This is a genomic window from Flavobacterium tiangeerense (assembly GCF_007830355.1).
In the GTDB taxonomy this organism is placed as follows: Bacteria; Bacteroidota; Bacteroidia; order Flavobacteriales; family Flavobacteriaceae; genus Flavobacterium; species Flavobacterium tiangeerense.
Genome location: NZ_VLKO01000005.1, coordinates 95,179 through 118,038, shown reverse-complemented (window position 1 = coordinate 118,038; position 22,860 = coordinate 95,179). Strand labels below are relative to the sequence as shown.

Below are 22,860 nucleotides of genomic sequence, written 5' to 3'. Positions count from 1 at the left end.
TATTTACTGTAATGAAATACGATTTTTGTAAAAGAAATATAACAATTGGAAAAAAAGCAAGGTTACCATGGCAATAATTTGCATGTGAACCACTTGTTCCAGAGAGTTATGGTAAAAAATAATTAAAACAATTTGTGTACATCCCAAAACAGCCGAGACTACTACAGGAATATATTGATTTAAAGACAAATAGTAATAGGCAAAAATATTTGCAACAGCAAAAAGTGAGGTTGCAAGCGCATACTTCCAAAGTAAGTAAGAGATAGAAACATAAGCTTTACCAAACATGATTTGCACTACGAAATTTGGAAATATAGCAGTAAACAAAACAATAAACGAAGATAAAACTACAATATAACTCACATATTTAAGCAAAATAGGAAGCGTATCCTTATTGTCTTTTTTCATTTGAATCACTTTAGGTAGCAAAAGCATAACAAACATCCAAGCTACAAAATATACCACGCGCCCTATTAAGGCAAGTGATGCATACAAACCTGCATCTTTGTTGCTAAAAAAATGCTTGACAAGTATAATATCACTATTATTAATAATGATTTGTGTACACTCATAAAACGCTGTCAACGCAAAAAACACCACAATAGATTTGTGATTGATAGCAGCGTTGCTGTTAGCCTCTACTTTACTAAACATTGTTTTTTGAAATGGAACTAATCCAGCTACAAAAGACAGTAAAATACCTATAGCAACTACAACAGAACTAGGAATTGAAGGCAAAAGCAATAAGAACGGAATTGTAAATAACAACCTGCTCCCCATTTCGGTTTGGTAAGTAGTAGCTAATCGAGAAAGGTTGTTTTGACCTTGATACAAACCCCTATTTACACTCATGACAAAATACAAGGGAACACCAAAACCAAAAATATAAAACATAGAGGCGGTTTGGGTATGAAAAAGTATTTGAAGTTCCTTGTGAAAAACCACAATGCCTAAACCTAGAATAATTCCAAGTATGAGAGCATATTTCAAAATAAATTTAAGAAATAACAACAACTGATTCTCCTGAAAAAGAACAGCATATTTTGCAGCTACTATTTGAAAAGTCATCCCAACAAAAGAAAGTATCAGTAAGAGTGTAATTAATATAGCCGCATCAGAAAATGCCTCGGGACCTAAAAGCCTCCCCAAAATAAGATTGTACAAATAATTACCTCCGTTTACCAATAATATGGTCAACATAAAAAGCTGCTCAGGACCTAGTTTTCTGGGTATTTTTGAGGTAATATTTGCAAGTAATTTCATTTGAGACACATTTTTAATTCAATATTAAAGTAACACATCAGTTGAACCAAGTGCATCAAAACAAGCCGAAATACATTTATTTTTTCTACCTATGATAAAAAATGATTTATCATCCTTTTGAGCTTTGTCATATATAGCTAGAATATTTCGGGTTGTATATGCATCCATAGCTTCTACTTTTTCAAATGAAACTACAATACCATTTGAAGTAGAGAGCAAACTATTTAAATGATTCTCTAAATATACACTGTTTTCTGAACTCAACAATCCTTTAATTTCATAAACTCCAGAATTGTATGTAATGTGTACTGCCATCTTATTTATATTGAAGTTAGAATTAGTTTCGTTACCAAATATCGCACATTATTAAAAACAAGCATTAATACTTAGATGAATAACCTGAAAGTGTAGACGAAATATTACGATTTAATACTTAACTTGCAATAACGAATCTTACACCTAACCAATATGAATTTACTACAAAAAATTGCGCTTGTATTTATAAGTATATTTAGTTTTACACTGCAAGCACAAGACATGAATGTGGGATTTAGCCATCTAGAAAAAGGAGAGTTTGCAAAAGCAGAACTTTTTTTTAAAGATATCCTTAAATTTTATCCAAAAAATAAAACAGCCCGACTATGCTATGCAAGGGCCATTGGTTTAAACAATCAAGCTCCAGCAGCACTTGAAAATTTCATTCAATTAAAGAGTGAATATCCTGGAGATTTAGAAATCGAATTAAATTATGCCGAATCTTTGCTTTGGAACAAAAAGTTTGACGAAGCTAAAGTATTCTACAGCGAGCTTGTTCAAAAAAATCCAACCAATTTTGTAGCGCATCTTGGTTTTGCCAATACTTTATCCAATTTGAAAGAATATCCTACTGCATTAGCAAACGTAAACAAAGCCCTAGAATTGTCAGCTGCAAACCCAGGTGCTTTGGTTTCAAGGAAATATATTAAATTAGGATATGGTTACCAATATGTGAATGAAAAAAAATACTCAGAAGCCGAGGCGTTTTATGATGAAATCCTAGTTGACTTTCCATTAGATAAAGAGACCTTGATGAATAAGGCAAATATGTACCTCATCACAAAAGATATTGCCAAAGGTAATGCGGTGTACCAATTACTATCAAAAGACCATCCCGTACTAGCATTAAATGGACTTTCACTTCTAGCACATATTGACAATAAAGAAAAAGAGGCCTTAAAACTAGCTACTGAATCATTATCCTTATCGCAAAATATAACTGATGAAAGTTTAAAAAAACAAACTCAAGAGCGCTATACTCAAGCCTTGATTTGGAACAAAAAATACAAAGAAGCTAAAGTTTATATTGAAGCGTTGCAAATAAAATACCCTAATGAAAACTGGGTTTTGTCACTTGCCGCAACGCTGGATATTTACAAAAGTAATTTCCCAGATAGCATCACTTATTATAAAAACATTTTAGAAAACGACACAAAATCATTTGATGGTAACTTAGGTATCGCCAATGCTTACAAAGCTTCTGGCGAAACGAGTATGGCGTATCAGGCAGCTATGACTACTTTATCTATTTTTAATAATCAAGGAGATGCACTTCAATTTATAAAAAAAATGAAAGAGGATTTTACTCCTTTTATCGAAGAAAAATTAAGCTACTCATTTGATAACGGTAATAATACAGCTATAGCTACAAGAACTGCCATAACATTGCCCTTATCTACAAGATGGACCGTAAATGCAACCTATCAATACCGCAAAACTGAAAATACAGTTACATTAAAAAATGCAGAAAGTAATGATTACTTGATTGGAGCAAGTTATCAATTTCATCCTAAAATAAGTTTCTCCTTTGAGACTGGAATAAATACTGCCAGTTCATTGACTTCCAATTACAACCAACTTTTATTGCATACTTATTTCAAGATGAAGCCTATGAAACTTCAAGATCTTGAAGCGGGTTACAAGCGTGAAATGCAAAACTTTAATACTGATCTTATTGACAAGCAAATCGCTACCAACAACTATTATTTAAATTATAATTTGAGTACCAACTTTAATTTTGGTTGGTTTACTCAATATTTTTTCACATCGCAAACAGACAACAACAATCGAAATTTATTATTTACCTCTTTTTACTATAATTTCCTCTCTAAACCTGTTCTAAAAGGTGGATTAAACTATCAATATATAGCTTTTAAAGATCGTGTTCCTACTGATTATTTTAGTCCAAAGAAATTCAACGCCGTAGAACTATTTTTGGAGGTATTAAAAGATGAAAAAATTATTGAGTCTAAATCATGGTTTTACAATGCTAACTTGGCTACAGGATACCAGTTTATTGAAGACAATTCAAAACAGTGGACATACCGTATTCAAGCAAAACTAGGATACAAATTTTCGGATAGGCTGTTGAGTAATATTTATGTAACCCGAAGTAATATTGCCTCTACTACTGCCTCTGGATTTACTTTTAATGAATTTGGCTTACGAATAAAATGGAATTTAAGTAAGGAACCATTATTTACCCTCAAGTAATACCACTTGATACATCTTATTAACAAAGAAAGACTGCTTGTGGGCAGTCTTTCTTTGTTTTGCTTAACCTCATTATAAATGTTAAAATTGATTTGAATTTGATGTAAAATACAACTTGAAATAATAAAAATCTTACTTGAGTATCAAAGTGAGTTTATAGTATAAACAAAAAAGACTGCTCGTGGCAGCAGTCTTTTTTTACTAACTCAACAATGAAACTAAAAAATTAAACTTGCTTTTAAAAAACTATTTATTCTAGCAAGGACTATTTTCACAATCCAATAAAACAGCATTTAAAAAATTTGATTTGGGGTCAAAAAGGGTTTGCTTCCTGATTGCTTAACAAAGATACATTCAAACTAAAGATAGAAAGAGATGTTTTCGATAAACGATTGATAACCTTCGGTAAACGGTTTAAGACTGTAGGTAAATGGAATTTTATAAGAATAATTTCTGGTCGAAGTTTTATTTTAGTTTGCTAATTGTAAATCGTCATTATCAATATTAATTGCTTTGCGCGCTTCGGCAGTGTTAGGAAGGTATACCACATCATTCAGTATTTGTAAAAAAGGTCGTATTGTGGCAATACTTACAATAGAAATAGAAGGGTTGTTAATACTTAACTTTATAACTTCATGCTTAGTTAATGGACCTGCCCAATCTAAATTGTAACAGTATCCTAACGCATTTTTCCTTACGAAAGTAATATTAACATCATTCATTACAGTCCATTTTGTGGATACTAAAAAATAACCAGATAACTCATTGTTTGAAGAATCAAGAGCTAAAGTTACTGCATTGGGTAGATTTACTTTCATAATTGTCATTTTAAATACAGATCTAAAATAACAACATTATAGACTAAATGCAAAAATAATCGATGAAATGCATTTTTTTAAAATAATTGTAGTAAATATATTACTTACAATACATTGATTCGTTTTAAAAGTTCTGTTTTGTATGACCTACTTATTGGGATAACATCCTTTGCAATGAGAACACTATTATCCTCAATATCGATAATTTTTGTAACATTGATTATAAAGGAACGGTGAATTTTTAAAAATAAATCTTTTGGAAGTATATCCTCTATTTTTTTCATTGCAGAGTGTACAATGTAATTTTTGGTGTCCGTTTTTATATGAATATAATCTCCTTTAGCTTCAATAACATTCACTGAGTTATTGTCTATTTTAATCAATCTTCGATCTATGTTTACATAAAAATGATCAGGCTTTTCTTCAGACTGTATCGCTGTATTTACTTGTTGCTCATCAGTTTTTATTGCTAAGACTTTGTGTACAGCTTTTAAAAAACGTGGCTCGGTAATGGGCTTTACAAGATAATCTATAATACATTCATATTCAAAGGCTTCAATAGCAAAATCTCTATCAGAAGTTACTAAGATAATATGAGGAGGATTTTTTATGGTTTGAATAAAATCAAAACCTGTAAAATTTGGCATGTGAATGTCTAAGAAAATAAGATCAACATGATTTAAATTCAAAAATTTTATTGCATCTATGGCGCTACAAAACTCTCCAATACATTCAATATCTGTTGATTTAGTTACAAATTGAGCTATTATGGCTCTTGCCATTTCTTCATCATCAACAATAATGCAATTCATATAGCTATTTATTTAGAGTTTAATAACAAACTCCTGCATAGCTTTTAAAATTGTTTCAAAATCATTTTTTAAGGCTACAGAGTCATTATTTAAATTATGCTCATAATCAACAGCAATATAATAACTTTTTTCGAGACCTAGTATAGAAATTTTATGTTTCAGTTTATGAACAGACTGTGCAGCATTAAAAAAATCTAATCCTTGCATGTATTTTTCATAATTTTCAACCTCTACTGGCAACTCTTTTTTTAGGATGGATAAAATTTTTGTCTTAAATTGCACATTGTCACCAGACAATTCATTTACATAGTTTAAATTAGGTGTTTCCATGATCCTTTGGTATTGTGAAGAAAAAAGTAGTTCCTACTTTTTCTTGGCTTTCAAGCCAAATTCTTCCTTTATAAAATTCTATAATTCTTTTAACGATAGAAAGACCAATCCCTGAAGAGTTATCGTCATTTTGTAATTTAGAAAAAATATCAAATATTTTGTGCTGGTATGCTTGAGGAATACCTATACCATTGTCTTTTATTTGAAATAAATATTCTTGCTCCTTTTCGGTACTTGAGATCTCAATTTCTATATGTTCTTTATCATTGTATTTAAGCGCATTTTGTATTAGATTTTGAAAAAGTTGTTTCAATCTAAAATCATTTCCCATTAAAACAGGAAGATCATTAGTTATGCTAATGTCTGCATTATTTGGAATTTCAATAGTTTTCAAGAAATCTTGCACAACATGATTAACATCAATAATACGTTCTTCATGCGTGTGATTTTCAATAGAGGAATAGTTTAAAATCCCCTTAATAAGAGAATCCATTTTCTCCACATTTAACAAAATCCTATTCAAAGATTTTAGATTGGCTTCATTCAATAGAGAATCATTATCCTGAATAAACCAGTTAATCAAAGTATCAATACTACGCAAAGGTGCCTTTAAATCATGTGAAACCATGTGTGCATATTCATTCAATGCCTTGTTTTGTTTTTCAAGATTAAATAACAATTCTTCTCTTTGTTTATTAATTTTTACAATTTCAATAGATTGTTGTTTAATGTATTCAGAAGAATCAAAAACCTCAGTATTTGTCATAAAATCTTGACCAACACTCATGGAATCAAGAATAGATTGCAAGTTTTTATTTAATTCTTTTAAGCTTTTAGCTTCATCTCTCAATTTTTGATTCGCCTCAAATAATTCATCAGAGCTAATTTTCATAGCCCTTTGCAACATCTCTATTTGGCTTTCATAATTTTGGTACGATTCATTCACTGCATCCAAAAAAATATCCAAGTCATTAAGACCTCCCGCAAGTTTTTTATCTATCTGACGTTTTAGTAATGAATGCATTATTCGCTTATTAAGGTTAATGTCATCGTTTGATTGTGTAATTCACAAGCGGTCTCCCCATTAAAAGGAGCCATTTCACCATAAGAATAAAATCCTGAAATAGGTACTTGTTGACCAATAACCTCTCTTACATGCTCTATTTCTTCTTCAACACGCTGACTCATTACCAATTTCCTACCAATACAGCTTACCAAAAGAGCTAATTCAGGGGCTGTAGTTCTATTTTTCATACCGTAATTTGCAGCAGTATTAGCACCTTGTGCAATCCCATCAACTGATGCCATCATGAGTTGAACTCTTGAATTTACAGGTACATCGCCTGCAAGGATCATAGACTGTGTATCATTATCAATATTTAAAATAGTACGTACCACTGGTTCTTTCTTACCATCTGGTGTTACATTTAAAGGATATAATAAAGAGGCTTGTGGAAGTTCACTAGATTTATCTCCTAAATATTTTTTATATAAGTCTAAAGCTGGTTGACCATCAATTTCATACAATACATTTGCTACTGACTTTGTGATGACACGCTCTGGGCCAAAGGGAATCCAACCACCAAAACTAGCATACGAAACCTCGAATGTTGATCCATAAAAACCAATAAGAACCACTTCTCCTTCTTTTGGATCTTCTTTGTATGAGGCAAGTGTTTTTTCAAAACGTGCATCATCACCACACATACCGCCTGTTATGGATAATCCAGAGTCCTCCATATTGGTCTCAAGACCTGAAATTAAAGAACTTCCATTTACAAAACTCCCCTCTGAGAGTACAAATAAATGTTTAAGATTTTCCTTCGGCATTTGCTCATACAAGTGCTCACCAAGATGTTTAGCATCTTTATTATGGTGTAAAATATTATCTCTTTTAACTATAAAACTTGATTTTTCAAACTCGATCGCTACCACCGAAATGGAATCGTCATTTACATTAGAACCTGAAATTTCACCAGACGTTGACCCAAAAACAAGATGCTCATACGGAAACTCATTACGAATATCCTTTAACACTTGACTGTTTTGTAATAATAGACGATTCCCAAAAACAATAACTAATGGATTTGACAATTCTGATTTTTCTTGTATGTATTTCCAACCCTGATGGGCTAATTTACTTGCTTGAATAATTTTCATGATTCTTTTTTTAATTTCACAAAAAATGTGGTACCCACACCCTCTTTGCTATCTAACCAAATTTCTCCTCGATAAAAAGTAATAATTTTTTTCACTATTGATAGACCTAAACCTGTTGAATGTTTACTAGTTGTAAAAGATTTAAAGGTTTCAAATATTTTTGAATGGATTGCTTTTGGCATTCCTACACCATTATCTTTTATAGAAAAAATATAACTATCACCATCTTCAACAGCGCTAATTTCAACTAATCCTTGAGTTTTATCAATATAATTTACAGCATTACCAATGAGGTTTTGAAACAATTGCTGTATCCTAAATTTATCTGCATTAATGCTAGGCAATGTACCTAAAATAGATACGCTAATGTGATCTGGCAGATGAATAATACCTATAATACCTTGAACAATTTCATGGATATTTATTTTCTCTGATTTTACAGCTTCTTTATCAATTTTAGAATACGTCAAAATTCCTTCAATAAGATGATCCATTTTTTCGACTTTATGCTCAATTAATGAAAAATATTTTTGAGTTGGTGCGTCAAAGCTATCTACATTCTCCTCTTTAATCCAGGTAATCAATGAATTAATACTGCGTAAAGGAGATTTTAAATCATGTGATACTATTTGCGCATAATCCTCAAGCTCTTTATTGGTTTTTGCTAAATCTGATAATAAATTCTCTTTTTGGGATTCCAGCTCTTTTTGAGCGGTAACATCTTCCTCAATGGCAAAATATTTTATTAATTTCCCGGCTTTATCATAAAGTGCCTGTCCTTGAATACGTACCCAATATTTCTCTTTGTTTTTTGAATAATTAATAATCTCACAATTAAAAGGGAGACCCTTTTTAATTTGATTTCTCAAATAAAGAATCACTTCAGGATTGGATTCTGGACCTTGTAACAAAGCTCCTGGCCTTTGACCTATAATTTCGTCCTTAGAATACCCTGACATTCTTAAAAAACTAGCATTGGCCCATTCAATTCGACCCATTCGATCTGCAATTATAACCGAATTTAAATTTTTCTCAGCAATCAACGATAACAAATACAATTGCTGCTCTTGATTTTTTTGATCAGTAATATCAAGATGAATACCTATGGATCCTATTAAATTACCTTGTAAATCATAATTTGGAGCACCACTAATAAGCCATATTCTTTCTTTTTTATTTTTATCATAGACTTGCAACTCATAGGAATCTGTTAATCCATCAGATCTTAATTTATCTTTTGTCTTCAATACATTCTTACCACTTTCATTAACAAAGATTTCTATAGCATTATTCCCTATGAGCTCTTGCTGTGAATAGCCACTCATAGTTGTAAAACCATGATTGGCCATGGTAATGTTATTATCTAGATCAACTTCAAGCAATCCTAGATTCATATTTGCAATTATTCCTCTGTACTTTTCTTTTTCTATTTGTAAACTTTCATCGTACCTTTTTTTAAGAGAAATATCCTCAATCATGGCAAAAAATTGGGTAACCTCACCATTTGCATCAAGTATGGGCTGCCCTTTGGCCTTGACCCAAAAAGAACTACCATCTTTTCTTCCGTGCTTCAGTTCAACATCAAATGGAAATCCATTATAAAAAGAACTAACCATAATATCCAACTGCTCATCATCAATATCCGAGGTTCGACCTATTTGCACTGGAGTTTTCCCTATAATTTCATCTTTAGAATATCCCGTATAGGTGGTATAAGCATCATTACACCAAAATATTTTACCATTAGGCTTGGTAAACACAATACCATTATTATTTAAACTTGCCACGAGTGACAATCTTTTTAGCTCTTCTTCATCTTCCTTTTTTGCTGTAACATCCTCTATTAACGCAAAATATTCTTTTACATTTCCCTCACTGTCAAATAAAGGTTGCCCTTCAGCTTTTGCCCAAAACCACGTACTATCTTTTTTATAATGTATTAATTCCTGACTAAAATGCTCCCCTTTTGCTTTAGCGATTTTTATAGCCTCAAAGGTGGATTGATCCACTAGTGCTCCTTGAAACAAATCCTCAGTGGTACGACCTATTGCTTCCTTCAAGGAGAAACCTGTAAGTTTCACAAATCCTTCATTGGCCCAATTGATAGTTCCATCAAGTGCTGTAAAAATTACCGCATTAATGTTAGTACTAGCTACAAGAGACAATCTATTTATCTCTTCCTGACTTTTTTTCTGTTCAGTTACATCACGGCCGTAAATGTTTACATAACCCAAATCCTTGAGTGTCTTGCACACAAAGGAATAATCTCTACTATTAGTTTGCGCTTCAAAAATCCATCGATCTGTATCAAAATCAATTTTAGAAGCAATGTGTTTAAAAAATGCCTCGGTTGCATATTCTATTTCGTCATGAACAAATGTTGTTAATTTTTCTGCTGCTGGATTACGTTTCAAAAGATTTCCCTGCGTGTCAATTCGGATTAAAGGATCCGGATTTTGAGTAGGAAAAAGTGCAATATCTTGAATTTCTTTATTGGCTTGTTTTAACTTGTTTTTTTGTTCGTTAATGGTTGTCAATAATTCCTTTAATTCCTTAGAAGTGTTGTCAGCATTATTAAGCACATGAAGTAAATCAATTGAAGGATCATTAGGAGCAAAATCTTCAAAAGTTAAGCCTTTATTCATCAATTCAACCATTGATGTAAACCAAGGGGAACCTACAAACAAAACATTATCTCCCATTAATTCAAACTGTCCTCTTAAATTTAGACCAGATGAACTATGTTGTAAAACAAGATGACTGTTGCAATGTGACACTATTTCCTGGAACGAAAAAGTTTCTAAATATGGTCTAGTAATTTTAAATAAATCCGAAAATAATTTAGTGTTATTTAAATCTTGGCACACTTTCCCTAAGCTAGAACCAAAATTTATAATTTCAAAATTTGGTGAAACCAGTATGTAAAATGGAAACAATCTATTCAAACTGTTTTCATTAAAACAAAGTGCTAGATCCTTCATTATTTTACCAGTTTATTTTGAATATCTCGTGCGTACTGCCTTCGTTTCTTGATTGTAGTAAAGTTATGGTAACTGGTGTCTTGTATACAATACTTAAACCTTGTATAATGCCCCTTACAAAATCTTGAAGTCCTACTCTTTTTGAGTGATAGTGCAAATGAAGACCATCAGCGGTAATATCACTTACCTTGAACTCAGGAGGTGTGAGCTTAGGGTAAACAAGCATAACTCTATTGTGAAAATTAGGTAAATTGATTAAAAAATCGCTTAAACTTTTCCCTCCAGACTCCATTAAACCGGGATATTTCTCAGATGTGGTATGCACAACCCACCATTCGCCAAAAGCAATTAACACTTGACTTAAAGTCATGTTCATTTCTTCTGAAAGTGTGGTAGCAATTTGATAGGTTATAGCATCATCATAGACTTCATTGCTAAGAAAAAAATCTACATCTATACCGCTTTTTTCATGTACAAACTCCCATTTTTCTCTGCCAAAATTAGCAACTACTAGATCCTCTATTGATTTATTAACAATACCGTACATAACCCCTAATTTGTGATTAACTCATTTGTGCTCCAATATTCAACAAGCTTAGTAACCCTATCCACATACTCATCGTATTTTAAGGGCTTTAGTAAATACCCTGCGATACCTATTTTATAACACTCTAATAAATCAGACCTATTACTTGATGTGGTCAATATAATGGCTGGAATGTATTTTAAATATTCATCTGACTTTAATATTCCTAAAAACTCTATTCCATTAATCTTTGGCATATTTAAATCTAAAACAATGATATCAGGAATCATTTCTTTTTCCTTTAGAATTGTAATAGCTTCCTCACCATTATTTGCTTCAACAATTTTATGGGTTGTTTTTAAATTGCTCAAAACTCTATTGAACTTCATTACTTCAATTTCATCGTCCTCTATTAGCAAAATATTTAGTGCCTTTGTCATGGTATTTAGTTGTTATTTTAAAAAACTAAAAGTACTAAAGTTATACCTAGCAATTGGGCTCTATCGATAATACTGAATTTAATATAGACGAAAACCCACTAAGTGTCGATAAGTGGTCATGGTAAATTAAGTTCTATTCGAACTTTTTTAGGCAAACTAATACAAATTAATTCATAAGAATGTTGAATCAATTCTTTAATCAAATCATCTGAAACCGATTGATTTATAGTTATTGTGTTCCAATGGATTTTGCTCATATGAAAACCAGGTTGAATGTCATCATATTCTGCACGCAATTCAAGAGCGCGCTCTGGATCACATTTTAAGTTAACAGATGGTTGACCTTTCTCCCACCGGATTAAAGATGATAACGCAAACATTTTACCTCCTACTTTAAAAACCAAAGTGTCTTCATCAAAAGGAAAATGTTCTGTCACACCTTTTTTCGAAAGGCAATATTCGTAGTAGGTTTCTAAATTCATGGCTATTGAAAAAGGTATAAAACAGGTTTACTCGGACTGGCATCATTCTCAAAAGAAGCGATTTGTAAATTCAGCAAATAACTACCATCTTTAACTTCATCAGCCACATAAATCATTTCGGTAATGGTACAATGCAGTCGTGCATCAGCATTCAGATTATTGACATCGGTTACATTCCAAAAGGCTTTGTGTGACAACAATTTTCCTTCATCTTTTTCTTTATCCACACTAGGCAAATCAATCAATAAGTGCTGAATTCTGCTTTCGCGAATGAAGCGCGCGGCATCTTCTATTAGATATGGCGGATTGGTATTCGAATATTTCAAATGCTTTTTATCCTCTAAATTGGGTAATGTTCTAATAACAATTGCTTCAGGATTTTTTCCTATTAAAGCATTTTCAATTTGGCTTTTAGTAATCACCAAGTCTTCGCCTTGTAATTCAGGTTGTACCGAAATTAATTCGGCCATAAAAAAAAACTGTTTCAAACATTGATTGATGCTGTAAAATTCCCGTGTGATATGACCCAAGCACTCCGTATGCGTACCGTGTCCGTGCGGATTGAAGAAAATATTATTGAAATTGGTTGACGATTTCCCTTCCGAAACTTTCCCGATCCAATCCCCAAAAATAACGGGTTCTATGACTGGTTTATCGATATACCAAGCAATAGGATTTTCATCGGTATTGGTTAACGGAATAGAAATATCAATGGGTTTTGATAGGTCGATATTAAATTCTTTGTTGATGGTTGCTATCATATTTCTTTAAACACTAAGTTCACAAAGAACGCACCAATCACACAAAAGCTTAGTGAACTTTGTGCCTTCTTTGTTTCTTTGTGGTTAATTTGCTATTCCAAATTTAAGTAAAATAAGTCTGATGCAATTCCATCCGTCAAAAACTTTCCTTTTGATGTTGTTTTCAAGATGTTGTTTTCAATAAAAACCAAATCATCATTAAGGAATTTCTGCATCTGTTTATTCAAATATTCCAAATATTCGTTTCCGAATTCACTTTCAATTCTGGTTAATGAAACGCCCCAAATAGTCCGCAAACCCGTCATTACATATTCGTTATAACGATCAGCAACAGATAAAAATTCAACTTCATTAGACAATTTGTCTTGCTGAATACCTTTTAAATACAAGGCATTATTTGCTATGTTCCAACTCCTAGAAACACCATCATAACTGTGCGCTGATGGGCCAATTCCTAAATATTTTTTCCCCAACCAATAAGCCGAATTGTTCTTTGAAAAATAATTGGCTTTGCCAAAATTAGATAATTCATAGTGTATAAAATCATTCGCATCCAATGTTTCAACTAAAATAGCAAAGTGTTCCTGAGCAGATTCATCGTTGGGTTTGGCTATTTTTCCCGTTTGAATGAGTTTGTTTAATGCCGTTTTGGGTTCAACGGTTAAAGCATAACTAGAAATATGCGGTATTCCAAAAGACAAAGCAGTCTCGATATTTTGTTTCCATTTTTCGTTACTCATATCAGGAATTCCATATATCAAATCAAGAGAAATGTTGTCGAAATATTGGGTAGCTTCTGCCAAACATTTTTTGGCTTCCGCCGAATTATGAGCCCGATTCATCAGAAGTAAATCCTCTTCAAAAAATGACTGAATCCCAATGCTTAAACGATTTATTTTGCTTTTTGAAAGTTCAAGTATTCGCTCGCTAGATAAATCGTCTGGATTGGCTTCGAGCGTAATTTCGGGATTCTCAACTACTTTAAAATTAGCGTATACCTCATTTATCAAAAAATTAATTTCGTCAGAATCCAATACGCTTGGCGTCCCTCCTCCAAAATAAATGGTCTCAACTTGTTCCTTTTCAAACTCGCTTTTGCGCATTTGCAATTCTTTGGCAATAGCCAAAACCATCTCTTCTTTCTTCCTCATCGAAGTCGAAAAATGAAAATCACAGTAATGACATGCCTGCTTGCAAAAGGGTATGTGTATGTAGATTCCGCTCATTTCTATAGTATTCAGTCACAGTCGCAGTTTACATTTGCTGCGACTGAAAACTATTTTTTAACTCGTTCCTCATTTTGTTTCACAAAAGCGTCCCAACCGGTATAACTTTTAGCACCAACCACTTTTCCTGAATTGAAAAAATGACAAACTGCTGCTGCCAAACCATCCGTACTATCGAGATTTTTAGGCAATTCTTTCAATCCTAAAAGCTGTTGCAGCATTTTGGCAACTTGTTCTTTTGTGGCATTTCCGTTTCCGGTAATAGCCATTTTAATTTTCTTGGGTTCGTATTCCGTTATGGGGATATCTCTAGAAAGTCCCGCAGCCATGGCTACACCTTGCGCACGACCCAACTTGAGCATTGATTGTACGTTTTTACCAAAGAAAGGCGCTTCAATGGCTATTTCATCTGGATGGTGCGTATCAATTAACTCAATAGTTCGTTCAAAAATGATTTTCAGTTTCTGATAATGATTGTCGTATTTTGACAATTGCAATTCATTCAACTGCAAAAAATGCATTTTTTTATTGACAATTTTAATCAATCCAAAACCCATAATCGTGGTTCCAGGATCAATTCCTAATATGATGCGTTCGTTTGCCAATTCTTTCTTATTTATACTTCTTTGTTATTACACGAAGAGGCTCTAAGGATCCACAGAGGTTCACTAAGCTTGCCATCCTCCTATTATTTTTTGTAAATCTTCGCGAATTCTTTGTGAATCTCTGTGAAATAGCTTTTTCACAATAGTTTTCCTTTACTTTGCACTAATGATTTCAATTCCACACAAAACTAAGCAATTCCTCGTACTTCTAATCAAAGTTTTGATTGTGGCTGGTGCGTTTTATTTTATTTACAATCAACTTGCCAATAATGATAAATTAGATTGGCAAAAATTCATTTTTCTATTCCAAAAAAACCAATCTATCACTGGAATTTCGTTTCTTTTATTGCTAAGTGTTTTGAATCGGTTTTTTGAAATATTGAAATGGCAAAACCTAGTAGCATTTATCCATAAAACAACTTTAGGCGAAGCTTCAAAACAAGTTCTCGGCGCACTAACTGCTGGTCTATTTACGCCAAACGGAGTGGGAGAATATGCCGGAAAAGCACTCTTTTTTGAAAAAAAAGAAACAAAAAAAGTCATATTCTTAAACCTGATTTGCAACGGGATCCAAATGATTCTGACCGTTATTTTTGGGATTTTCGGATTGCTATATTTTAATGCACAATATCATGTAATTACGATAAAAACGGTAGCTCTCCTTTTTGGAATGCTTTTGCTCCTTTTTATCATTTTATTTTCAATCAAAAAAATCACTATCAAAGGCTATTCTATTGAAAAACTGATTCATAAAATTAATGAAATTCCAAAACCCATTCATCAAAAAAATATCTTTTTGGGTATTTGTCGCTATCTCGTTTTCTCGCATCAATATTACTTTTTTTTTTTAGCTTTTGATGTTGATTTACCTTACTTCACCTTGATTGCAACAATTTCATCCGTTTATTTTTTAGCATCTTCCTTACCTACTTTTCAATTTTTGGACTTTGCCGTTAAAGGAAGTGTAGCGGTTTATTTCTTTGGAATTCTTGGCGTAAACGAATGGATTGTAATTTTTATTTCGACTTTAATGTGGTTTTTAAATGTAGTTTTACCAGTTATTATTGGAACGTACTATGTTTTGAATTTTAATAGTAAATCCATAATAAAAGGAACTAAAACACAATAAAAAGATGCTATTTTCAATTATTGTTTCCCTCATCATACTTTTGTATTGCTTAGCAATACTGGCGTTAATTTATGGTTTTAAAAAGGTAACTACAATAAATTACTTGGGCTTAAAGCCAAAAACAAAATTCTCGATTGTTGTTCCTTTCCGGAATGAAGCTGAAAATTTACCCATTTTATTAGAAAGCTTATCGAAATTGAAATATCCCATAGAGCTGCTTGAGGTGATCTTAGTAGACGATGAATCAGAAGAAGAATTTCAAGTTTCAAGTTTCAAGTTTCAAGTTTCGGTTATAAAAAATATTAGGGTTTCTAATTCGCCTAAAAAAGATGCTATAGTAACTGCAATGCAAATTGTGAACTCCAATTGGGTTATTACCACCGATGCCGATTGTATAGTTCCAGGAAACTGGTTATTAACGTTGGATAATTACATTCAGCTTCATGATGTAGCTATGATTGCTGGTGCGGTCACATATGCGTGTAATAATTCATTTCTACATCAGTTTCAGCAATTGGATTTGGCAAGTTTACAAGGCGCAACTATTGGAAGTTTTGGCATCAACAAAGGATTTATCTGTAATGGCGCCAACTTTGCGTATACCAGGTCCTTTTTTCAAGAGCTCAATGGTTTTGAAGGAAATGATAAAATCGCTAGTGGTGACGATGTATTTTTACTCCAAAAAGCAATTGCAAAATCCCCTAAAAAAGTGCATTATCTAAAATCTGAAAACAATATTGTTACTACAAAACCCCAAAGTAATTGGGAATCTTTGTTTTACCAACGTGTTCGTTGGGCATCTAAAACAAGTTCCTATCAAAGTAGTTTCGGAAAAGGATTGGGATTGATCGTTTTTGCTGGGAATTTGAGTTGGGTGTTAATTCTTGGCTCTTGGTTCTTAGGTTTATCTACTTTTCAAAATACAATTTTAGTCTGTACTTTCAAATTCACAGTTGATACCATTTTGATTTATAAAACCAATCATTTTTTATCCAAAAAGAAAAAGCAATACTTACTTTTAAGTAGTATATTTTATCCTTTTTTCAGTACCAGCGTGGCGTTGTATTCTCTGTTTGGCAAATACGAATGGAAGGGTAGAAAATTTACTAAATAATTTTTTTATTTCTAAAAATCAAACCTGTTATAGTAATTGCCAATATTGTTGAAGAAATAATAGTCACTATAACATTACCTATTTGATTCAATTGTGTTCCAAAATAAAATCTAAGAGTAATAAAAACTACAGTAAAAAAAATAGACCAATACCAATAATTAAAATTAACTTTTTTACCGTTTTCATTTTTTTCTGGAAGTTTATAAATATAAAACAAGATCCACAACAGGCCAATAACAGAACTTAAATGCTGAGCTATTTTATAAAACGGAATTGAAAAAAACTCTAGATTAAAAAAATAAAATTGTTGTACTAAAAAACCATCCCAATGCGTCATTGAATCCCATACTATATGAGTAACCACTCCTAAAAAAAAGGATGTCAAAACTACAAAAACATCACTTTTGAAATAAAACAACCAATTGAATTTTCTTAATTTCTCTACCCTATTTTGAAGAAAATGAGGCAAATTTTCAATGAAAGGACGTTTTATAATTTCATGAAAAACAAACATAACTATAAACCCAAGAGGAAAATCAATTAGAAAAATTCCTAAAAAAGTATGACTAATTTCGCTTTGTATTTTCATTCTGAAAAAATATTCAAAATCAGGAGACATAGAGCCAACTATCAAAGCGGTAGCTGACAATTTTTTATTTTTAAAAAAAGGCAAAAGTATGGCTGGGTGAGAAAATGTAAATGGCATTACCTACTCTACTTTTAAAATCACCGGAAGAATAAATTGTGTTTTCACGGGTACACCTCGTTTTATGGCTGGATTAATTTTTGGAAAATCAACTAGACGAACTTTAAGTATGCTGTCAATTTTGATTTTGTCATACGCTATAGAATCTTTTGGAAATTGAGGTTCAAACTGCATCGTTGCATTTGGAAAAATAGTAACTTTAACTTCAATTGTGTCTAGTTCAGGATAAAGAATTGAAAGCGTATCTACACTCAATTTCTCTTGAATCAATTGAGTTAAAACCTCAAAAAAGCACTTTTGGCGTTGCTTTTTATCTTCTATTTTTTCACAATCTACCACAGATGGATACTCATCAACCTCTTTCCAATTGATGGATTTCAGTTCCTTTTGTAAAAGCTCTTGCTCTGAAGGAACAGGAGTCTCAAAATACTGACAGGAGTTAAAGATAAGAAAAACTATTAAAAGATAATATGGCTTCAAGATATGTGTATTTGCTATTTTTTTTTAAAGGATAAAACTACAACTAATTTTTTTGCGAATTTTTGATTTTCAAATAATCCTCATAACTTTCAGCAAACCATTTATTCCTACTCTCCATGGCTACTGCTTTTTGGTCTGGGTATAAAGCAGCAAGACGTTCAGAGAATATTGCAATTCGAATCGTATAAGAATAAAACTCCACTTTATTTAAAACAGTTGGGCTTGCTTTTTTATCAAAAAATTCAAAAAAAATCGCATCAAAATCTTTCATCGAAAAATTTAAAACTTTCATTTTATTCTTATTGTATATGCTATCTTTTACTAGAGCATCTTTTTGATTATCAAAACCACCCTGAGCATAAATAGAATTACAACTACTCATAATTAGTATTAAGAACACTAAAAGTGAAAAACTATTTATTGCTTTCATTTGAAAAATTCGAGTTATATTTATGTTGTACAAAAATACTAAAAATAAATTATGGATTTATTTCTTTTACTCCTTGGTTTTTGTTGTGTCATTGCCGGTATAATAGGGAGTTTTTTACCCGTATTACCAGGCCCTACTATCAGTTGGGTTGGTATAGCAATATTGTATTTTACACATGCTGTACCCATGAACCACTGGATTCTTTGGAGTACCTTACTCATTACTATCGTAATTTCAATTTTAGATTACATTATTCCTGCCAAAGGAACTAAAAAATTTGGCGGCAGTAGTTATGGTATTTGGGGAACAAATATTGGACTTGTGATTGGGATATTTGCACCAATCCCTTTTGGATTTCTTATTGGCCCTTTCTTGGGTGCTTTAATCGGTGAACTTATTTATGATTTTAAAGATCAAAATAGAGCTCTAAAAGCCGCTACTGGGTCTTTCATTGGCTTCCTCGTCTCTAGCTTCATGAAGTTTGTACTTTGTATGGTTTTTTTAGGACTCTATATTTGGATTGTTTGGCAATATAAAACAGTTTTGTTTTAATCTACGACATGTAAACTAAATACATAATAGCAACTATTTATTTTTTCCAAAAAACAAAAAAGTCTTTCTTTCGAAAGACTTTTTTAAATACTGGCGGTCTGGACGGGACTCGAACCCGCGACCCCATGCGTGACAGGCATGTATTCTAACCAACTGAACTACCAAACCAGCATTATTTTATAAACCTTTTGATTCTAAAATTTAATTGATTAAAGAAAGCAATTGAAGTTCAAACAATTAAAAACTAACCACTTTTCAATCTAAAAATTAAAACCCTTCCTTCAAATTAAATCAAAAAAGCTATTCGCCGAGGCGAAAAGCTTTTCATTGGTCTAACTACTAAACCCGCTACGAGTTACAAATTCGTAGCAAACAACACAACTAACGTTAAAAACCGTAAAGGGGCAAAAAAGCCTTTCTGTTACGAAAGGCTTTCCCCAATATTGCGGTCTGGACGGGACTCGAACCCGCGACCCCATGCGTGACAGGCATGTATTCTAACCAACTGAACTACCAAACCTCTGCGTTATTGCGGTGGCAAAGATACAATAGATTTCCGTTTGCGCAAGCCTTTTTTAAAAATAATTTCAAAAAAATTATCGCTTATTATCCAAAGTTTTGTTTTTCAGCTAAATATGTCATCATTATTTTTTCAAAATTTTCATCAACATGAACTGGAACGTACTTAATTCTGTTTTGTGAGCAAGTCATAGACAGCTTTTTTAAGTATAATTGCATCTGATTTTGGTATTCTTCTTGAACCGTATCTGAGAAAACAGCAACTTCTTCTCCTGTTTCCACATCAACAAACTTTCTAGGTGTATTGTCAAATTCAAAATCAAGCTCCGTTTTGCCGTCAATTACATGAAACAAGACTACTTTATGCTTATTGTGCTTTAAGTGCTGTAGGGCACTAAATAAGGCTTGTTCTTTTTTAGAATCAACAGACTCGTCAAAACTCTGAAACATATCCGTAAACAAGATGACCATAGACCTACGATGCATCTTTTCGGCTATTTGATGTAAATATGTTATGGTATCTGTATTTTTTGCAACCATAGGCTTTTGCAACAAGCCTTCAAGAGCATTTAAAATCATTCTGTGGTGTCGGTCGCTTCCTTTCTCAGGTGCATAGTACTCATACGTATCCGAAAAAACACTTAATCCAACAGCATCTCTCTGTTTCTTTAATAAATTCATCAATACCGCCGAGGCCAATACTGAAAATCCTATCTTGTTATCAAAAAAGTTTTGGTTCGCTAACAATTGAGGATAATGCATAGAAGACGAATTATCAATTATAATATGACATCTTAAATTAGTCTCTTCTTCATAACGTTTGGTATACAACCTATCGGTTTTGGCATACAGCTTCCAATCAATATGCTTTGTGCTCTCGCCTGCATTGTATACTTTATGCTCAGCAAACTCTGCCGAAAAGCCATGAAACGGACTCTTGTGCATCCCTGAAATAAATCCTTCTACAACTTGATTAGCGAGCAATTCAAGGTGCTGGAAACTAGTAATCTTTTCTATTTGCGATTCAATCTTCATAATCCAAATATATTAAAAGATTAAATGATTTAAAAATTAAAGCGCTACATAACAAGATTAGCCCAAAATAAAACACAAAACTGTTCTTAAACAAAAAAAGGTTTGACTTGCGCCAAACCTTTTTGATATCTAAAATTGATTCTAAAACTTCAATGTTAATTACAACAAAGCGTCAAGACTATCTGCATACGTTTGCTTAGGAGCTACTCCTACTTGCTTTCCTACTACTTCTCCATTATGGAAAACCAATACCGTTGGAATATTTCTAACACCGTATTTTGCAGCAAATTCTTGATTGGCATCAACATCAACCTTACCAACAACAACTTTCCCTTCGTATTCGTTGCTTAATTCATCAATGATTGGACCTACCATTCTACATGGTCCACACCATGCTGCCCAAAAATCTACCATTACTGGTTTGTCTGATTTCAAAACTACTTCTTCAAAAGTAGCATCCGTTATTGCTAATGCCATAATATATATTTTAAGTTTATGATTTGAATTTTTAAATATTCAAACTAGAGTACAAATTTATAAATTAAAAACAAATCAATCACTATTCCTAAATTAGTTTTGACTATTAATCTATTATCAATTCCTATATACTTACTTTATACTAGAAATTTATTTTCTTTTGGAGCTTTTTCCCGCTGTACGCTGTATTCCCGATAAATAAAAACTACGGCTAAAAAGCCTTGTTTTTCTAAATCGGGAGATGCCGCTTCCATCAGGGCTATGAAAACAATCTCCGAAACTTATTTTTTCAAACAAAAAAAGGGATGCTCTTTCGAACACCCCTTCTTCTTAAAACTTTTTATTAAATTACAAACTGTACTTCAATCCAAGAGTTAATCCTAAACCGCTTATACCTACGTAAGAACTCAACTCATCCATTTTGTCATTTGGTCTAGTAGTATCCTTAGTATCCGGCGTTGCTGTATTTGGATTAAACAATGGGTTATTAGAATTCACATCCAAACGATCAACATAATTGGTGTTGATTTGAGAATTTGTTCTGGTTGCTAAAGCATCATTACCATTAACTGTGAAACTAGTCGTCTCTTTACTTTTTCCATGAACTGTAAAGTTACGGTATTCTAATTCAGCAAATGCTGAAATATTTTTCCCTAATTTATATGAAGTACCCAATGCCGCCATAAAACCTACAGTAGGATTTGGTTTCACTTTATCAACACTATGAACATTCCCGTAAACATATGAGCTAGTTGCTGGATTAAATCCAATCGCAGGAGTTGCATCTGTAGTAATTTCTAAATCTCCATGTACAGGAACAATTACACCAACCTTACTGTATGGCTCAAAACCATTAGATTCACCTAAAAATAATACTAAGGAAGGAGCTAAGTCAAAAGCGGTAATTTTACCTACAGATTTAAAATTATAAATACTAGGAGTATTAGCATCAGTAGTTGTTTGAGCCATTGTTTTATCAGCACTTGAGTAATAATTTACACCCATTTCAAATCCAACTCTTGTATTAAATCTGTATCCTGCAGTTAATCCAGTTCTAAAACCTTCTCCAAAAGATCCTGTTACACTTTCTTCAGAAACTAATTTACCTCCAACGTAAGTTCTATTTAAGGGTAAGTTCCCTCCAACGGTTGGAAATTCTGTAGCTGCAGTTTGCATAAAATAAGAACCACCTAATTTAAAATACCAACTTTCATTTTTTTCTGTTTGGGCTACCATCGTCATTGTGCATAGTGCGAATCCCAATAAGAATAACTGTTTTTTCATGCTATTGTTTTTTATATTTTATGCAAAAGTACTTCAATTACACTAATAATTTCTCAAAAATTGCATGAAGATGGATGTTAAATTTAACTATTCATTAAGAATCAATACTTTATAAAAAGTGTTGAAAAAAAATTACAAAAGTCATTCCTACAATTTTAAAGCTTACAAATAAATTTGTACGAATTACAAATCACATCCCAA

General features: G+C 32.4%; 24 protein-coding genes and 2 tRNA genes. 4 read left to right on the top strand and 22 right to left on the bottom strand.

Going from position 1 to position 22,860, the window contains the following annotated elements; all coding sequences use genetic code 11:
- Positions 1-3: 3 nt before the first annotated feature.
- Positions 4-1,263, bottom strand: coding sequence for an MATE family efflux transporter (locus tag IQ05_RS06785; protein WP_144891311.1), 1,260 nt, complete (start codon positions 1,261-1,263; stop codon positions 4-6).
- Between the two features lie 24 nt (positions 1,264-1,287).
- Positions 1,288-1,578 carry an STAS domain-containing protein gene (locus IQ05_RS06780; RefSeq protein ID WP_144891309.1) on the bottom strand — a complete coding sequence of 97 codons (291 nt, stop codon included), beginning with the start codon at positions 1,576-1,578 and terminating at the stop codon, positions 1,288-1,290.
- Positions 1,579-1,731: 153 nt separating this feature from the next.
- Here IQ05_RS06780 and IQ05_RS06775 point away from each other — a divergent pair, with 153 nt between their 5' ends.
- Complete coding sequence (locus tag IQ05_RS06775) at positions 1,732-3,792, top strand: tetratricopeptide repeat protein (protein WP_144891307.1); 2,061 nt, start codon at positions 1,732-1,734, stop codon at positions 3,790-3,792.
- A gap of 470 nt (positions 3,793-4,262) precedes the next feature.
- On the opposite strand, the gene IQ05_RS06770 is transcribed toward IQ05_RS06775, so the two are convergent.
- The 12 genes from IQ05_RS06770 to ruvC form a co-directional block, all read right to left on the bottom strand.
- Complete coding sequence (locus IQ05_RS06770) at positions 4,263-4,610, bottom strand: hypothetical protein (RefSeq protein WP_144891305.1); 348 nt, start codon at positions 4,608-4,610, stop codon at positions 4,263-4,265.
- Positions 4,611-4,714: 104 nt separating this feature from the next.
- Complete coding sequence (locus tag IQ05_RS06765) at positions 4,715-5,422, bottom strand: LytR/AlgR family response regulator transcription factor (RefSeq protein WP_144891303.1); 708 nt, start codon at positions 5,420-5,422, stop codon at positions 4,715-4,717.
- 12 nt (positions 5,423-5,434) lie between these two features.
- A complete protein-coding gene (locus tag IQ05_RS06760) occupies positions 5,435-5,752 on the bottom strand; it encodes an Hpt domain-containing protein (protein WP_144891301.1) in 318 nt (105 codons plus the stop codon).
- Complete coding sequence (locus IQ05_RS06755) at positions 5,739-6,776, bottom strand: sensor histidine kinase (protein ID WP_144891299.1); 1,038 nt, start codon at positions 6,774-6,776, stop codon at positions 5,739-5,741. The genes IQ05_RS06760 and IQ05_RS06755 overlap by 14 nt, the downstream gene beginning before the upstream one ends.
- A complete protein-coding gene (locus IQ05_RS06750; RefSeq protein WP_144891297.1) occupies positions 6,776-7,912 on the bottom strand; it encodes an FIST signal transduction protein in 1,137 nt (378 codons plus the stop codon). Before IQ05_RS06750 ends, IQ05_RS06755 begins: the two co-directional genes overlap by 1 nt.
- On the bottom strand, positions 7,909-10,893 hold the full coding sequence (locus IQ05_RS06745; RefSeq protein WP_144891295.1) for a PAS domain S-box protein: 2,985 nt from the start codon (positions 10,891-10,893) through the stop codon (positions 7,909-7,911). The genes IQ05_RS06750 and IQ05_RS06745 overlap by 4 nt, the downstream gene beginning before the upstream one ends.
- A gap of 4 nt (positions 10,894-10,897) precedes the next feature.
- A complete protein-coding gene (locus IQ05_RS06740) occupies positions 10,898-11,440 on the bottom strand; it encodes a heme NO-binding domain-containing protein (protein WP_144891293.1) in 543 nt (180 codons plus the stop codon).
- 5 nt (positions 11,441-11,445) lie between these two features.
- Positions 11,446-11,859 (bottom strand): response regulator, encoded by a 414-nt coding sequence (locus IQ05_RS06735; RefSeq protein ID WP_144891291.1) that lies wholly within the window; start codon positions 11,857-11,859, stop codon positions 11,446-11,448.
- A 116-nt stretch (positions 11,860-11,975) separates the two neighbouring features.
- Positions 11,976-12,341 carry an MmcQ/YjbR family DNA-binding protein gene (locus IQ05_RS06730; protein ID WP_144891289.1) on the bottom strand — a complete coding sequence of 122 codons (366 nt, stop codon included), beginning with the start codon at positions 12,339-12,341 and terminating at the stop codon, positions 11,976-11,978.
- 2 nt (positions 12,342-12,343) lie between these two features.
- A complete protein-coding gene (locus IQ05_RS06725; protein ID WP_144891287.1) occupies positions 12,344-13,102 on the bottom strand; it encodes a cyclase family protein in 759 nt (252 codons plus the stop codon).
- 92 nt (positions 13,103-13,194) lie between these two features.
- Positions 13,195-14,328 carry a radical SAM family heme chaperone HemW gene (hemW, locus tag IQ05_RS06720; RefSeq protein WP_144891285.1) on the bottom strand — a complete coding sequence of 378 codons (1,134 nt, stop codon included), beginning with the start codon at positions 14,326-14,328 and terminating at the stop codon, positions 13,195-13,197.
- 50 nt (positions 14,329-14,378) lie between these two features.
- The gene (gene ruvC, locus IQ05_RS06715; protein WP_144891283.1) at positions 14,379-14,933 is read right to left on the bottom strand and encodes a crossover junction endodeoxyribonuclease RuvC; all 555 of its coding nucleotides are present in this window, start codon (positions 14,931-14,933) and stop codon (positions 14,379-14,381) included.
- 166 nt (positions 14,934-15,099) lie between these two features.
- On the opposite strand from ruvC, the gene IQ05_RS06710 reads away from it, so the two are divergent.
- Positions 15,100-16,062, top strand: a complete 963-nt coding sequence (locus IQ05_RS06710) for a lysylphosphatidylglycerol synthase domain-containing protein (RefSeq protein WP_144891281.1) — start codon at positions 15,100-15,102, stop codon at positions 16,060-16,062.
- Between the two features lie 4 nt (positions 16,063-16,066).
- The gene (locus tag IQ05_RS06705; RefSeq protein WP_144891279.1) at positions 16,067-17,176 is read left to right on the top strand and encodes a glycosyltransferase family 2 protein; all 1,110 of its coding nucleotides are present in this window, start codon (positions 16,067-16,069) and stop codon (positions 17,174-17,176) included.
- Here the strand turns inward: IQ05_RS06705 and IQ05_RS06700 are convergent.
- Genes IQ05_RS06700 through IQ05_RS06690 form a run of 3 tightly spaced genes read right to left on the bottom strand, consistent with a single transcriptional unit; the run spans position 17,169 to position 18,792 of the window.
- Positions 17,169-17,882 carry a DUF4184 family protein gene (locus IQ05_RS06700; RefSeq protein WP_144891277.1) on the bottom strand — a complete coding sequence of 238 codons (714 nt, stop codon included), beginning with the start codon at positions 17,880-17,882 and terminating at the stop codon, positions 17,169-17,171. The genes IQ05_RS06705 and IQ05_RS06700 overlap by 8 nt on opposite strands.
- Before the next feature lie 3 nt (positions 17,883-17,885).
- Complete coding sequence (locus tag IQ05_RS06695) at positions 17,886-18,362, bottom strand: hypothetical protein (protein WP_144891275.1); 477 nt, start codon at positions 18,360-18,362, stop codon at positions 17,886-17,888.
- Positions 18,363-18,405: 43 nt separating this feature from the next.
- The gene (locus tag IQ05_RS06690; RefSeq protein WP_144891273.1) at positions 18,406-18,792 is read right to left on the bottom strand and encodes a hypothetical protein; all 387 of its coding nucleotides are present in this window, start codon (positions 18,790-18,792) and stop codon (positions 18,406-18,408) included.
- A 51-nt stretch (positions 18,793-18,843) separates the two neighbouring features.
- Between IQ05_RS06690 and IQ05_RS06685 the strand changes: the two genes are divergently transcribed.
- Entirely contained in the window at positions 18,844-19,344 is a 501-nt protein-coding gene (locus tag IQ05_RS06685; RefSeq protein ID WP_144891271.1) for a DUF456 domain-containing protein, read from the top strand.
- 91 nt (positions 19,345-19,435) lie between these two features.
- Here IQ05_RS06685 and IQ05_RS06680 read toward each other — a convergent pair.
- From IQ05_RS06680 to IQ05_RS06660, 5 genes are all read right to left on the bottom strand, one after another.
- Positions 19,436-19,512: transfer RNA gene (locus IQ05_RS06680), tRNA-Asp, on the bottom strand.
- Between the two features lie 278 nt (positions 19,513-19,790).
- A tRNA-Asp gene (locus IQ05_RS06675) sits at positions 19,791-19,864 on the bottom strand.
- 86 nt (positions 19,865-19,950) lie between these two features.
- On the bottom strand, positions 19,951-20,898 hold the full coding sequence (locus IQ05_RS06670; protein ID WP_144891269.1) for a DUF58 domain-containing protein: 948 nt from the start codon (positions 20,896-20,898) through the stop codon (positions 19,951-19,953).
- A 159-nt stretch (positions 20,899-21,057) separates the two neighbouring features.
- Positions 21,058-21,375 carry a thioredoxin gene (trxA, locus tag IQ05_RS06665; protein WP_024980008.1) on the bottom strand — a complete coding sequence of 106 codons (318 nt, stop codon included), beginning with the start codon at positions 21,373-21,375 and terminating at the stop codon, positions 21,058-21,060.
- A 348-nt stretch (positions 21,376-21,723) separates the two neighbouring features.
- A complete protein-coding gene (locus IQ05_RS06660; RefSeq protein ID WP_144891267.1) occupies positions 21,724-22,659 on the bottom strand; it encodes an outer membrane beta-barrel protein in 936 nt (311 codons plus the stop codon).
- Positions 22,660-22,860 lie beyond the last annotated feature (201 nt).